Consider the following 13,170-nt stretch of genomic DNA (forward strand, 5'->3'; position numbering starts at 1 on the left):
GGGGGCTCGGCTGTTCGGTGCAGGCCGGCATCCCCCAGGGACGGCGCCACGGGTTCGGGGCATCCGGGAAGCTCGGAGTAGCCGGGAAACTCAGGGCAGCCGGAGGCTCACCGCACCCTGGGAAACCTCGCCTGCAACGTCCAGATCGCCGGGTTCTCGCCAAGGGCATCATGCATGTCGACCAGGTCGGCGATCAGATCGTGCAGGAAATCCCGCGCCTCCCGCCGGAGTTCCGTATGCGAGAACGTCAGCGGCTCCTCGTCCCGCCGCATCCAGTCCGCCTCGACGTCCACCCACCCGAAACGCCGCTCGAACAGCATCCGGTCCGTGGACTCGGTGAAGTCCAGTTCCGCCCGCTGCGGCCGGGACGCCCGTGACCCCGCCGGATCCTGGTCGATCCGCTCCACGATGTCGCACAGCGCCCACGCGAAGTCGAGCACCGGCACCCATCCCCAGGCCGTGGACACCTCCCGGTCCGCCTTGGTGTCGGCGAGATAGACGTCACCGCAGAACAGGTCGTGCCGCAGCGCGTGGACGTCCGCGCGCCGGTAGTCGGTCTGCGGGGGATCGGGGAAACGGTTGGAGAGGGCGTAGCCGATGTCGAGCACGTAGATGATGGTGTCACGCCCTCATAGGATCGTTGACGTGTCCCGATCCACACCGTTCGCCCCGGTCGCCACCCCCTTCGCGCTCGCGCTGGCCCTCACGCTGACGGCGTGCGGCGGCGGAAGCGTGCACGGCACCGCCGGCGGCGCGGGTGTGGCCGACCCGTACTTCCCGAAGGCGGGCAACGGCGGCTACGACGTCACCCACTACGCCCTGACCCTCGCGTACACCCCCGGCACCCACCGCCTCACCGGCACGGCCGAGATCACGGCCCGGGCCACCCACAACCTCTCCGCCTTCGACCTGGACCTCAAGGGCATGGAGGTCGCGTCACTGACGGTCGGCGGCCGGAACGCCCGCTGGACCCGCAGCGGCCAGGAACTGACGGTCCGCCCGCCCTCAGCCCTCCCCAAGGGCAGGACGTTCGAGACGACGGTCCGCTACTCCGGCACCCCCGAGACGATCACCGACCCGGACGGCTCGGAGGAGGGCTGGCTGCGCACGGCGGACGGCGCGCTGGCGCTGGGCGAGCCGGTCGGCTCGATGGCCTGGTTCCCCGGCAACGACCACCCCTCCGACAAGGCGACGTACGACATCACGATCACGGTCCCGAGGGGCCTGCAGGCGGTCTCCAACGGCGAGTTGAGGACCGAGACGACCAGCGGGAACCGTACGACGTACAGCTGGCGCACCACCCAGCCGATGGCGACCTACGTGGCCACGCTCGCGATCGGCCACTACGACATCACCCGCACCACCACGAAGAACGGCCTCCCGGTGTACGTGGCGGTCGACCCGGAGGAGGCGGCAGCGAGCCGGAAGGTGCTGGCGAGGATCCCGGAGATCATGGAGTGGGAGGAGTACAACTTCGGCCCGTACCCCTTCTCCTCCACCGGCGCGATCGTCGACCGGCGGGGGGACGCGGGGTACGCGTTGGAGACCCAGAACCGTCCCGTCTTCCCCGGCGCCCCGGACACCGCCACCCTCGTCCACGAACTCGCCCACCAGTGGTACGGCGACTCGGTCACCCCGAGGACCTGGCGCGACATGTGGCTCAACGAGGGCTTCGCGACGTACGCGGAATGGCTCTGGGACGAGGACCACGGCGGCGACACGGCCCAGGAGACCTTCGACGCGCTCTACGACGGCACCTACTACGACGACCCGTCCGACAGCGAGGCGGTCTGGGCCTTTCCTCCGGCCCGCCCCACCTCCGCCGCGCACATCTCCGACAGCCCCGTCTACGAACGCGGCGCGATGGTCCTGCACAAGATCCGGCAGACGGTCGGCGACGCCCGGTTCTACGACATCGTCCAGGGCTGGGCGGCTGCCCGTCGCCACGGCAACGCGGACACGGCGGAGTTCACGGCGTACGTGGAGCGGATGGCGCCGGGCAAGGACTTCGGCGGGATCTGGCGGGACTGGCTGTACGGGGACGGAAAGCCCGCGCACGCCTGAACCGGCCTTCGCCGAGGCCGCCTCAGCATCCGGGTCAGTTCGTCGCGCCCGGCGTCGGTGAGCGCGATGTGCAGGCTGCGGCGGTCGCCGGGGACCGAGCCGCGGGTGACGAGGCCGTGGGCGACGAGCCGGTCGACGCGGTTGGTGAGGGCGGCCGAGCCGATCATGACGCCGGAGGCCGGTGCATTCGCCGTCAGCGGCCGGTCGCTGCGGCGCAGGGTCGCGAGGACGCCGAACTCCCAGGTCTCCATGTCGTACTGGGCGAAGTACTCCGTCAGCCGGGCCCGGGCGTTGACCAGCCGCGAAAGCCGCAGGACGCGGCCGATGGCGCCCATGGCGTCGAGGGTTGTAGCGGAGGCGAAGCGTCGCCGTTGACCGGGCCGCCCTCCCCGAATGAGGAGAGCGGCCCGTGTCATGCCTGCGGACTCTGTCCCTCCAACTCGTCCAGCATCCGGGCTAGTTCAGCCGGCCACACGGTCTCCGTCGTCCCGCGCAGCTCCTCCCGGGTCCACCACCGCCAGGTGAGGATGCCGTCCTCGGCGTGGGCGGCGGCGAGGTCGGGACCGGTGGGTTCGCGATGGGGGCCGTGCGTGACGTAGATGTGTTCGCGCTGGTGGACGGCGACGTCGAAGCGGGTGAAGTCGTGTTCCCAGGTGCACAACAGGGGGCCGGGCTCCAGGTCGGTCCAGCCGGTTTCCTCCCGCAGTTCGCGCAGGGCGCCCTCGCGTGGGGTCTCGTCCGTTTCGAGGCCGCCGCCGGGCAGGGACCAGTGGATGCCGGTCTCGACGCTTTCGTAGCAGAAGAGGAAGACGGAGCCCGCGGGGTCGAGCACGGCGACCCGGGCGGCGTGCCGGGCGATGCGGAGCTGCTTGCGCAATACGGCGCAGGGGCGGCCGAGTTGGCGGTCCCGGCGGTGGTCGATGACGTCGTAGCCGAGGGCGGTCCAGAAGGCGAGGCCGTCGGGATTGCTGTCGAGGACGGCGAGGCGTACGGCGGTTTGGCCGGCCGCGCGGAAGCGGTCCTCGACGAGGGATGCCAACTGCCGTCCGAAACCCTGCCGTTGTTCGCTCGCGTCCACCATCAGCAGGCCGATCCAGGGGTCTTCGTCCTCAGAGTCCGGATGCGTCCCGAGGGTGATCGCGATCCCGACGAGCCGCCCCGCACTACGGGCGAGCAGGACTTCCGTGTCCGGATCGGCCAACTCGTCGGCCAGCGCGGTCGCCACCTGCTCGGGCCGGATGTCCTGCGGGTCCGGGAAGTCACCGCTCAGGGCATGGAACGCGTGGTGGGAGGCGTAGAGGGCGGTGAGTTCGGTGAGGAGCTCGCCGGGGAGTGCGCCGGCCTCGGTCGGCGTGAGCGGTTCGAGGAACATGGGGGCACGCTAGCGGCCGGGGGCTCCGCCGAGTTCGAACCAGATCTGTTTGGCGGGGGTGCCGTGTGCGGTGGCGCTCCGCTGTACGCCCCAGTCCCGGGCGAGGTCGGTGAGCAGGAGCAGGCCCCGACCGTTCTCGTCGTACGTGTCGCCGGGTTTCTGGTGGGGATCGGCGTCGAGGGCGTCGTCCTAGACCGAGACGCGTAAGCGGTCGTGGCGCAGGACTACTTCGAGGCGTACGGCCAGGGAGTCGGTGTGGAGGTTGACGTTTGTGACGATCTCGGAGACCAGGAGTCCGGCGGTGTCGGCGTGTTGGGGGTGGCCGGTGACCTGGAGGAGGAGGGCGACGAGGTCTCGGCAGATCTTGGGGCTGGTGGGGGAGTTGGGGGTGCGGAGGCGGTAGATCTGTGGGGGGTGTGGGGCGGGGTCCACGGTGACTCCTTTGTCGTTCGTGCCGGTACGAGGCGCTCGCGGCGCGCACACCTCCATGGCTCGGCCGGGCCAACTGGCATGGCTGCACTGTGGGTTCACTGGTGTGTGGTGCCAAGGACGACAGTAGGGCACATCCATGTGCCGTCGCATGTGTGTGACGGAATTCCCCCTCGATCGAGTGGACCCGCCGCCTGCCTGCCCGGCAGACTTGGACCGCTCGACCAGGAGGAAAGCGATGCCACCCAGGAGTAGCCCGACGGTTCGTCAGGCCCGGCTCGGTGCGGAGTTGCGCAAACTTCGCGAGGCGGCGGGGATGGCGGCCCGTGAGGCAGGGGCGTTCCTCGGCGGCAACCAGGCTCAGATCAGCCATATCGAGGCCGGGCGCTGGGGCGTGAGCGCGGACCGGGTCCGGCGGCTGGCCACGTGCTACTCCGCGTCCGACGGGAAGCTCGTCGAGGCGCTGTGCGCGATGGCCGAGGAGCGGGGGAGGGGGTGGTGGGAGGAGTACCGCGGAATACTCGCCCCCGGCTTTCTCGACCTCGCCGAACTGGAGCACCACGCAACGTACTTGTGCTGCGTCAACGTGATCAATGTGCCGGGCGTCCTGCAGACCGAGGAGTACATCCGGGCGATCCATCACAGCTACAGGCATGTACTGCCCGCCGAGAACATCGAGGCGAGGGTCGAATTCCGCCTGCGGCGTCAGAGCGTCCTGGAGCGGGACGTGCCGCTCCCGCTCAAGGTAATCATTCATGAGGCGGCGCTGCGTATGCGCTTCGGAGGCCGCAAAGTTACCCGGGGGCAGTTGGAATACCTGCTCGAAGCGTCCGAGCGGCCGTCCGTCACGCTACTCGTACTCCCCTTCACCTGCGAGGAGTTCATTGAGGCGACGGATGCCCCTACGTATGCCGGGGGAGTCGTACCGCAGCTCGACACGGTCCAGTTGGACAGCCCGACGGGAAATTTCTACCTCGGAGCCGCGGCGCAGCTGAACAAGTATCGAGTGCTGCTCGACTTCGCTGAGCGTTTGTCGCTGAGCGAAGTGAAGTCCCGGCAACTCATCCATCACATCGCCCGAGAACTCTGAGAGGCCCCCGTTGTCCGTGCAGTGGCAGAAGTCGTCCTTCTCCGGCATCGAGGGCGGCAACTGCCTTGAACTCGCCCACCATGAAGGCCGAATACTCCTCCGCGAGAGTGAAACCCCCGGTGACGTACTGGCCCTGGACCCGGCGCCGTTGCAGGCCCTGATGCGGCACTGCGGGGCCCTTCCCGATGCCGGTCGGTGGAGCTGGCGGTGAAGGATGGCGGAGGCGCCGGCGTTTGACGAGTTGTTCCGGCTGGCCAAGAGGTCCGCGGTGCATCTGGAGATGTGGGACGGCTATATGCGGTCCGACCCGGAGTACGTCGCCTGGCGGCACGGCGCTCGCGGAACGTCCCGGTACCTGGACCACGAGGCAAGTCCCTGGCCGGCGTTGATACGTGACACTGTCGGCCGAGGTGTCACAATTCGGCGGGCCCGGATCGTCTCCGAGCCGGTCACGGACTACATCCGCTTCGAGCACCACGTGACGTCGGGCAATGTTGATGCCGGAGAACAGGTGCGCTGGCTCCCGCGTCGGCGGGCGTCGGATCTGGCACTGCCGGGCAACGACTTCTGGCTGTTCGACGACACCCTCGTCGTGTTCCTGCATTTCACCGGAGACGGGGAACTCTCGCCGGACGGCGACGAAGAGCGCACCGCTGATCCGGCGGTGGAATTCGAGGTTGCCTGAGCTGATTCGCACGGTTTCCTGTTCCGTCAACCGTGATCGCTTGACCTGTCTGCCCCGCCCTCGGGAGCATCAACTCAGACGCGGGGTACGGCAGTGCCATGGCAGAGGGGGAACCCGGAGTATGAAGGTCACCAAGCTGGTCAGTACGTGTGACATCAAGGACTGTCCGACGATCTACGCGACGGATCGAGGCACCTTCCTGGTGCAGGGTGAGACACCGACCGATCACGGGCTGCAGATTCCCGACCACGAGACCCTCGTCGAGATCCCGATGGAACTGATCCAGAAGGCCATCCGTGACAACCTCATCTAGGACCCTCGGGGACCTTTTCGGCACGTTCGAGCGCGAGGCATTTCGTCTCGAAACCCTGGACGACTACAGCAAGTCCGGGAACGTCGACGCCTATCATGCCTTCCTTGCAGGGGAGTCGCAGCCGGACGACTACAACTCGGGTTGGATCGAAGAACTCCGATCGCACACAGGTAGGGGGAAGAGGGTCTATCGGGTGCACATTCTGTTGCGCCCGCTCTCGGACTATCTCAGGTTCGAACTCGAGTGGGGGTACCAGAAGAACATGTCAGGGGGCGAAGAATTCTTCATCCTTGACGTCACCGAGAGGCCCAACCCCCTGGAGAGTGCGCCGGACTTCTGGTTCTTCGACTCCGAGTCGGTAGCCGCGATGAACTACGATGGAACCGGAAAATTCCTGGGATCGGAGATCTTGCCGCCCGAACGAACGGCGGAATTCACCCGGTTCCGTGATGTGGCACTCGCCCAGGCGGAGCCGTTCACTGAATGGTGGGCCAAGTACGGGGCGTGAACAGAGCACAGCTTGGAGCCGCGCTGCGGGCGCTGAGAGTGGCATCCGGCAAGGAAGCCAAGGCAGTTGCCCGCAGCGCCCTCATGTCTCCGTCCAAGCTGTCCAAGATCGAGAATGCGCAGGTCGCAGCCGGCGCGGCGGACGTGGAGCGCATCCTCACCGCCATTGGCGTATCTGACGAGGTCAAGGCGGAGTACACCGAGGTCGCGCGGGCGTCAGCCACAGAGGCGACGGCATGGCGTCTCCTCAAGCGGATCGGAGCGCACAAGGGTCAGCAGGACGTCAAGGCTCTGGAAGCGCAGATGTCGACACTGCGGCTGTTTCAGACAGCCCTGGTTCCGGGTCTACTCCAGACCCCGGAATACATCCGGGCCGTTCTGCAACGCCACAACCTCACCGAGGATGCGCTCACTCGGACGATCGCTGGACGACTTGAACGCCAAGCGGTCCTTTACGACAACACGAAGTCGCTGCGGTTCATCATCACAGAACCCGTCTTGCGGTGGCGAATCGTCCCGCCCCAGATGATGGCCGCACAACTCGATCGCATTGCTTCCGTCTCGCGGCTCTCCCATGTGGACATCCAGGTCGTCCCCCTGCGGTTTCAGCAGCAGGACATCGCGAATCACGCTTTCGTCATCCGTGACGACCGAATGGTCACGATAGAAACGGTTCACGCGGAGGTGGTCGTCACGGACCCCAGAGATGTTGGCCTCTACGCCGAAAAGTTCGATGGATTCGCGCGCGTTGCGTTGTCCGGTGACGACATGCGGAGTCTGATCGAGGGCATCCGCGACGACTTCTTGCGGGAACAGGAAACAGGCTAGAGATGTATCTGTGGCCCGTCGAAGATGAAGTCATGGAGAGCAAAGAGCCTTCGGCGGTACCTGGTTGTTCTGGCTGTCTGTCCTTGTCGGTGGCCCGTGAGAACGCCCGGTCCGCAGGCGACCACAGCGCCGTGTCCGACGCGAATGTGAGGATGCGTCGGCATCAGACAGAAGCGCACGCGTCGTGAGCGCTCCGACCGCCGAGGCGTAGGTCCCCCTCTCCCATGAACTCCCGTCCAGCAAGGGCGGCGGCGGTCGGTCATGGCCGCGATCAGTTGAGCAGGAAGGTGCAGCGATGCAGAACGGAACTGACCTGTACGCGCTCGACCTCAGCGGGGCCTCGTTCGTCAAGGCGTGCGGCGGTCCCTGCACCGAAGGATGCGTGACCCTGGCCCGGATCGCTGACGACGCCTGGGCGTTGGGCGACAGCAAGCGGCCGGGCGCGGAGCCGTTGCGGTTCACCACGGAGGAGTTGGACGCGGCCGGTATCGACCCGGCGCGGTTCGGACTGAAGGTCTGATCCTTCGCGCTCTCCGACCGGTTCCGGCCCGCTTCTCCACAGGCCGGGACCGGTCGCTCCCGCGATCGCCGACACAGAACAGGAACGACAGGTGCACCACCATGGCTATCTGTGGACCGGCCCGAAACAGCGCTTCGATCAGGAAGCCCTACGACGGCCTCCGCATCCGGAGCCCCCGCCCGCCGGCAGCAGACCGGAGCTGATCCAGCGGTACCGCGAGGTGGCGGCGGAGTTCCCCGTGTGCGATCTGCCGCCCCTGGAAACGGTGTACTGGCTCGTCAAGCCCCGCTCCCTCGTGCGGGGTACGTGGGGTGAGGCGAAGGAGGCGGCGGCCTGGCTCGAGGAGCAACTCGCCCGGCACGCACCCCGGTTCGCTTCCGACGCGGAGCGGGACATCGCTCGCCTCGCGCGGCTTGTCAACTCGGCCGCTGAGCACCTGGCGACGGGGGCTGATATGTCGTACGGGTTCTATCTCGACCGCCCCTCGTACCTGTCCCTCGCCCTTGTCACCTGTTCCCCGAACAGCGCGGCACCCGAACTGCCGTGCCCCGTCCGGGAATAGCCCCCTAAACACGTCACCCCGGCCCCGCGCTCAGCGGGCGTGCACCGACCCCCAGTCGAAGTTCTGCCCGAACCCGGTGCCCGAACCGCCCGTGTACACCTGGTCCGTGGCGTAGTACGTCGCCTTCACGTCCGCGTTCGAGTTGATGGCCGTCTTGGTCAGGCCTGAGCCCCACGTGCTCCAGATCACCCACGGGCTGCGGGTCAGCGCGTTCGAACCGGCCGCCGTGATCGGCATGTTGTCGGATCCGGGGTAGTAGTCCCACGGGACGTTGTCCCCCTGCGGGTCCCAGGCGTTGGGCGACCAGACGAAGATCAGGTTGTGCAGGCCCTTCGTCCTGACCAGGTGGTCGTACGTGATCCGCCACAGCTTCTTGTAGGAGGCCGGGGTCTTCCCGCCCCACCAGAACCAGTCGCCGTTCATCTCGTCGTACGGCCGGAGGAGTACGGGGATGTCCCATGCGGCGAAGTACGAGAGTGTGGCGGCCAGGAAGGACAGGTCCGCCAGCAGCGCCCGGTACTCGTCGGTGTCCGACTCCCGGTCGAGGACGCGGTCGAACCATGCCTGGTCGGTGGTGAGCGTCGCCAGTGGGTAGGACGCGTCTCCGCCCGGGTGCCGGCCGGGTTGTAGCTGCCGTCCGCCGTGCGCGGCAGCCCCTTCCGCACACCGCAGGCCAGGTCGACGGCATCGTCCGTGTACTGCCACGACCGCACCCCCGTCGGCAGCCCGAGCGGCCGGTTGTAGGACCGGTCCCCGTACGTCCCCCAGCCGGTCGCGCCGTACCCGGGACCGAGGTCGATCTCGACGAAGCCGGACAGCTTGCCCGTGATGTCCGCGGCCTTCTTGTAGTAGTAGCCGGAGAACGTCGTGCCGCCCGTGTCCCCGTAACTCGCGTTGTACAGCTCCTGCTGGGTCTCGATGTGCTGGCCGATGATCGTCATCGGGTGCGTCCCGGAGCGCGCGGCGTTCTCCAGCGACACCAGGTGGCCGTAGACCTTCCGCGCGTTCGCCGACGCCGACGGGTCCCGGCCCGTCAGCGTGGGGGCGATGAGCGGCGAGGCCGCCCGTGCCACTCCCGGTACGGCGGACGCGGCGACCGTGGCGCCGAGGGCGGTGACGAACGTACGTCTGCGCAAGGCTCAACCTCCAGGCAGGGAACGGATCTTCGCCAGGTTATGACCCTCCTACCGGAACGGGATGTTGAGCCAGGGACTCCCCGCCTCCGACAGGAGAATCCGGTGCGCGGTGACCATGTCCTGGTACCAGTCGCCGAACTCCTCCTCGTCGAAGTGCAGGCAGCGGCCGAGGATGTAGCCGGCGGAGAAGTCCGGCCAGGAGCGGTAGGCGAGGGCGGCGGCGCGGCCCGCGCGGATGACCGCGGACTCGGTCTCCGCAAGCGTGCAGAAGCGGGCGCCGAGGCCCCAGCGGGCCATCTTCGAGGCGCGGCCCAGGTCCCAGGCCTCGACCGAGGTGACGTGGCGGTTCTCGTCGAGGATGCCGTCGGCGCGCATCCGGGCCTCGTAGCGGGTGATGCGGCCGATGAGGTGTTGTACGCCCTCGATACGCGCCTCGGTCTCCGACGCGGGGCGCGGGTCGGTCTTGGTGACGCCGTCCTCCGTGATCACCGTGGAGCCCTCGGAGCCGGCGCGGATCACGGTGGCCACGGCCTGACGCCAGTACCCCGTGTCGACGTGGCCGCCGAAGTCACGGGCGATCGTACGGCGCAGACCCAGCGCGAACTCCCATACGGAGCTGGACGCCTCGGCGGCGAGCAGGTTGCGCAGATGGCGCTGCCATTCGGCGCGGGTGGTGATGCCCCACCACTCCCGCAGTCGCCGGCGTTCGCCGTCGTAGCCGTGTCCGTGCCAGGCCAACGCGTTCCACAGGGAGCCGTTGCTGACGCAGAGGAGGGCTCCGCAGGCCAGGCCGTGGGCGACCGGGCCGTGCAGCGCGCCGCCGACGTGGAGCGCGCGCAGGCGCATCGAGGGGGAGGGGGCGGCTGTGCGTTCCGCCGCCCGTGACCAGTCCGTCGTGCCCGGTGGGCCGTAGGGGAGGGCGAGTTCGCACGGGGAACCCGGGTTGATGACGACGGCCGGTGGGCAGTCCGGGTTCCAGGCGTCCGCTATCCAGCGCAGCGAGGCTCGCGAGAACACCACGTCGGAGCGTGGCGCGGGCAGCATGCCGTCGGTGAACAGCTCCCAGCGCTCGGTGCCGGTGCGCGGGTCGCGGACGAACGTGCGGTGGACGCGGTCGGGCTGGGCGTCGTAGGCCTCGCGGGACATCACGTAGTAGAGGCGGACCCGGGCGAGGACGTCGTAGTAGGCGGACCGGTCGCCGCGCGCGCCGGCCTCGGCCAGTGCGCGTTCCGTCTCGGTCGGCGGGGTCCAGGAGGGCGGTGGAGGAGGCCCGAAACCGGCGGGGGACGGTCCGAACGACATAGGGCTCGCTGTCCTTCCAGGGGCCAACGGCTGGTGATCCCGGCACATTCTCATATGGGACTGAGATCCCCCTGTGGACCCCCGGGCCGCACTCCCTCAACTCCCGTTCCCGCACAGGCCGAAGCCCCCGGCGGCAATCGCAACCAGGGGCTTCGCGCACGGCACGGCGAGCGTCGCGTACGTCAGACGTTGACGCCGAAGTCCTGGGCGATGCCGACCAGGCCCGAGGCGTAACCCTGGCCGACCGCGCGGAACTTCCACTCCGCGCCGTTGCGGTACAGCTCGCCGAAGACCATGGCCGTCTCCGTCGCCGCGTCCTCCGAGAGGTCGTAGCGGGCGATCTCGGCGCCGCCGGCCTGGTTCACGATGCGGATGTACGCGTTGCGGACCTGGCCGAAGTTCTGCGAGCGGGTCTCCGCGTCGTAGATCGAGACCGGGAAGACGATCTTCTCGATGTCGGCCGGGAGGCCGGCCAGGTTGACGTTGATCGCCTCGTCGTCGCCCGCGCCCTCGCCCGTGCGGTTGTCGCCGGTGTGGACGATCGTCTGGTCCGGGGTCGACTTGTTGTTGAAGAAGATGAAGTGTCCGTCCGAGTAGACCTTGCCCTCGGGGTTGACCGCGATCGCCGAGGCGTCGAGGTCGAAGTCCGTGCCGGTGGTGGTGCGGACGTCCCAGCCGAGGCCTACGGTGACGGCGGTCAGGCCCGGGGCCTCCTTGGTGAGCGAGACGTTGCCACCCTTGGACAGGCTTACAGCCATTGTTGGGAGTCCTTCCCTCGTTGCGGTGCGGGCTTCGTACTGAGGACGAAGCTACCGGTACCTGTATGAACGCCAAGAGGGGTACCGAAGGTTCCACGTGGCTTTACTTTCTTTACCCGGGACCTTCGGAGTAAATGGCGTGACGTGGACCGGACAGACACGCGACCATGGGGACATGTCCGGTCCCTATCCCATCCGCGGCTCCGTCTCCCTGCCCGAGGCCGAGCTCATGTGGCGTTTCTCGCGGTCGTCAGGGCCGGGCGGGCAGCACGTCAACACCAGCGACTCCCAGGTGGAGCTGCGCTTCGACCTCGCGAAGACCGAGTCCCTGCCCGACGTGTGGAAGCGGCGCGCGCTGGAGCGGCTGGCCTCGCGGCTCGTCGACGGCGTCGTCACCGTACGGTCCTCCGAGCACCGCTCCCAGTGGCGCAACCGCGAGACCGCCGCCGTACGCCTCGCGGCGCTGCTCGCCGAGGCCACCGCGCCGCCGCCCAAGCCGCGCCGGGCGACCCGTATTCCGCGCGGTATCAATGAGCGCCGGTTGCGGGAGAAGAAGGCGCGCTCCGACACCAAGCGGGGACGGACCGGGCGCGACTGGGGGTAATCCCGGCCGGTACCGGTTGTCACAGCCCCTTGTTCCCGCCCTTTGTCCCAGTCCCTTGTTCCAGTCCCTTGTCACATCCTCGGCCCGTGCTTCGTCGTACCGGTGACGACGGACCGCGACGAGGAGTGTTTACCTGTGGGCGACTTCGAATTCCCCCGACAAAATAACGGTGAATTTCTCGCCGCCCGATTCGAATCCCACCGCCCCCGCCTCCGTGCCGTCGCCCACCGCATGCTCGGCTCGGCCGCCGAGGCCGACGACGCCGTCCAGGAGGCCTGGTTCCGGCTGAGCCACGCGGACCCGGAACAGGTGGAGAACCTCGGGGGCTGGCTGACGACCGTCGTCGGCCGGGTCTGCCTCGACATGCTCCGCTCCCGCAAGTCCCGCGCCGAGGAACCCCTCGACCTCGGTACGCCCGTCCCGGCCACCGCGCCCGATCCCGAACAGGACGCCCTCCTCGCCGACTCGGTCGGGGCCGCCCTCCTCGTCGTACTGGAGACCCTCACCCCCGCCGAGCGGCTCGCGTTCGTGCTGCACGATCTGTTCGCGGTGCCGTTCGAGGAGATCGCGTCCATCGTCGGCCGTACGCCCACGGCGGCACGGCAGTTGGCCAGCCGGGCCCGGCGCCGGGTGCGGGGCGCTCCCGCCCCGGACGCGGATCTCGTCCGGCGACGGGTGGTCGCCGACGCCTTCCTCGCCGCCGTGCGCGAGGGCGACTTCGACGCGCTGGTGAAGCTGCTCGACCCGGATGTCGTGGCCCGTTCCGAGGGCGCCGTGACCACGGGTGCCGTCGCCGTGGCGACCGGTGCGACGAGCTTCGCGCACTTCGCCGCCCTCGCGCGGCCCGCCCTGGTGGACGGCGTCACCGGTATCGCCCTCATCGTCGACGGGCGGCCCGAACGCACCCTGACCTTCACGTTCGTGGGTGACCGGATCGCCGTGATCGACATCGTGACGGACCCGGAGAAGGTGGCGTCGCTGGACGTCCGGCTGGTCTGAG

The 13,170-nt window shown here is 68.4% G+C and carries 18 protein-coding genes and 1 pseudogene; 11 read left to right on the forward strand and 8 right to left on the reverse strand.

Features of this window, described 5'->3' with window-relative positions:
- Positions 1–107: 107 nt before the first annotated feature.
- Positions 108–608, reverse strand: a complete 501-nt coding sequence (locus ACIQBL_RS38360; RefSeq protein WP_401950830.1) for a hypothetical protein — start codon at positions 606–608, stop codon at positions 108–110.
- 37 nt (positions 609–645) lie between these two features.
- Between ACIQBL_RS38360 and ACIQBL_RS38365 the strand changes: the two genes are divergently transcribed.
- A complete protein-coding gene (locus ACIQBL_RS38365; protein ID WP_401950833.1) occupies positions 646–2,064 on the forward strand; it encodes a M1 family metallopeptidase in 1,419 nt (472 codons plus the stop codon).
- An 86-nt stretch (positions 2,065–2,150) separates the two neighbouring features.
- Here the strand turns inward: ACIQBL_RS38365 and ACIQBL_RS38370 are convergent.
- The 3 genes and pseudogenes from ACIQBL_RS38370 to ACIQBL_RS38380 form a co-directional block, all read right to left on the reverse strand.
- A pseudogene (locus ACIQBL_RS38370) lies at positions 2,151–2,480 on the reverse strand (hypothetical protein); the annotation flags it as partial.
- Positions 2,477–3,436: a GNAT family N-acetyltransferase gene (locus ACIQBL_RS38375; protein WP_401950836.1), complete on the reverse strand. Its 960-nt coding sequence runs from the start codon at positions 3,434–3,436 to the stop codon at positions 2,477–2,479. The pseudogene ACIQBL_RS38370 and the gene ACIQBL_RS38375, both read right to left, overlap by 4 nt.
- Positions 3,437–3,625: 189 nt before the next feature.
- Entirely contained in the window at positions 3,626–3,868 is a 243-nt protein-coding gene (locus tag ACIQBL_RS38380) for a hypothetical protein (RefSeq protein WP_401950838.1), read from the reverse strand.
- 235 nt (positions 3,869–4,103) lie between these two features.
- On the opposite strand from ACIQBL_RS38380, the gene ACIQBL_RS38385 reads away from it, so the two are divergent.
- From ACIQBL_RS38385 to ACIQBL_RS38420, 8 genes are all read left to right on the forward strand, one after another.
- Complete coding sequence (locus tag ACIQBL_RS38385; RefSeq protein ID WP_401950840.1) at positions 4,104–4,955, forward strand: helix-turn-helix domain-containing protein; 852 nt, start codon at positions 4,104–4,106, stop codon at positions 4,953–4,955.
- Positions 4,956–4,971: 16 nt separating this feature from the next.
- Entirely contained in the window at positions 4,972–5,166 is a 195-nt protein-coding gene (locus ACIQBL_RS38390) for a DUF397 domain-containing protein (RefSeq protein WP_401951128.1), read from the forward strand.
- Positions 5,167–5,169: 3 nt separating this feature from the next.
- A complete protein-coding gene (locus ACIQBL_RS38395) occupies positions 5,170–5,640 on the forward strand; it encodes a DUF6879 family protein (RefSeq protein ID WP_401950843.1) in 471 nt (156 codons plus the stop codon).
- Positions 5,641–5,761: 121 nt separating this feature from the next.
- The gene (locus tag ACIQBL_RS38400; RefSeq protein WP_401950845.1) at positions 5,762–5,953 is read left to right on the forward strand and encodes a hypothetical protein; all 192 of its coding nucleotides are present in this window, start codon (positions 5,762–5,764) and stop codon (positions 5,951–5,953) included.
- The gene (locus ACIQBL_RS38405; protein WP_401950848.1) at positions 5,937–6,461 is read left to right on the forward strand and encodes a DUF6879 family protein; all 525 of its coding nucleotides are present in this window, start codon (positions 5,937–5,939) and stop codon (positions 6,459–6,461) included. The genes ACIQBL_RS38400 and ACIQBL_RS38405 overlap by 17 nt, the downstream gene beginning before the upstream one ends.
- Positions 6,458–7,288, forward strand: coding sequence for a helix-turn-helix domain-containing protein (locus ACIQBL_RS38410; protein WP_401950850.1), 831 nt, complete (start codon positions 6,458–6,460; stop codon positions 7,286–7,288). The genes ACIQBL_RS38405 and ACIQBL_RS38410 overlap by 4 nt, the downstream gene beginning before the upstream one ends.
- A 295-nt stretch (positions 7,289–7,583) precedes the next feature.
- On the forward strand, positions 7,584–7,808 hold the full coding sequence (locus ACIQBL_RS38415; RefSeq protein WP_401950853.1) for a DUF397 domain-containing protein: 225 nt from the start codon (positions 7,584–7,586) through the stop codon (positions 7,806–7,808).
- 91 nt (positions 7,809–7,899) lie between these two features.
- Complete coding sequence (locus tag ACIQBL_RS38420; RefSeq protein WP_401950856.1) at positions 7,900–8,370, forward strand: hypothetical protein; 471 nt, start codon at positions 7,900–7,902, stop codon at positions 8,368–8,370.
- 30 nt (positions 8,371–8,400) lie between these two features.
- On the opposite strand, the gene ACIQBL_RS38425 is transcribed toward ACIQBL_RS38420, so the two are convergent.
- The 4 genes from ACIQBL_RS38425 to ACIQBL_RS38440 form a co-directional block, all read right to left on the reverse strand.
- Positions 8,401–8,880, reverse strand: coding sequence for a glycosyl hydrolase (locus tag ACIQBL_RS38425; protein ID WP_401951130.1), 480 nt, complete (start codon positions 8,878–8,880; stop codon positions 8,401–8,403).
- Positions 8,790–9,506 carry a hypothetical protein gene (locus ACIQBL_RS38430; protein ID WP_401951152.1) on the reverse strand — a complete coding sequence of 239 codons (717 nt, stop codon included), beginning with the start codon at positions 9,504–9,506 and terminating at the stop codon, positions 8,790–8,792. The genes ACIQBL_RS38425 and ACIQBL_RS38430 overlap by 91 nt, the downstream gene beginning before the upstream one ends.
- A 48-nt stretch (positions 9,507–9,554) precedes the next feature.
- A complete protein-coding gene (locus tag ACIQBL_RS38435; RefSeq protein ID WP_401950859.1) occupies positions 9,555–10,808 on the reverse strand; it encodes a DUF1266 domain-containing protein in 1,254 nt (417 codons plus the stop codon).
- A gap of 182 nt (positions 10,809–10,990) precedes the next feature.
- A complete protein-coding gene (locus ACIQBL_RS38440; RefSeq protein ID WP_401950861.1) occupies positions 10,991–11,566 on the reverse strand; it encodes a TerD family protein in 576 nt (191 codons plus the stop codon).
- 175 nt (positions 11,567–11,741) lie between these two features.
- Between ACIQBL_RS38440 and arfB the strand changes: the two genes are divergently transcribed.
- Positions 11,742–12,170, forward strand: coding sequence for an alternative ribosome rescue aminoacyl-tRNA hydrolase ArfB (gene arfB, locus ACIQBL_RS38445; protein WP_401950864.1), 429 nt, complete (start codon positions 11,742–11,744; stop codon positions 12,168–12,170).
- A gap of 135 nt (positions 12,171–12,305) precedes the next feature.
- Complete coding sequence (locus tag ACIQBL_RS38450; RefSeq protein ID WP_401950867.1) at positions 12,306–13,169, forward strand: sigma-70 family RNA polymerase sigma factor; 864 nt, start codon at positions 12,306–12,308, stop codon at positions 13,167–13,169.
- The last annotated feature ends 1 nt before the right edge of the window (position 13,170 follow it).

Origin of the sequence: Streptomyces sp. NPDC088350 (genome assembly GCF_044753545.1) — a bacterium.
GTDB lineage: Bacteria > Actinomycetota > Actinomycetes > Streptomycetales > Streptomycetaceae > Streptomyces.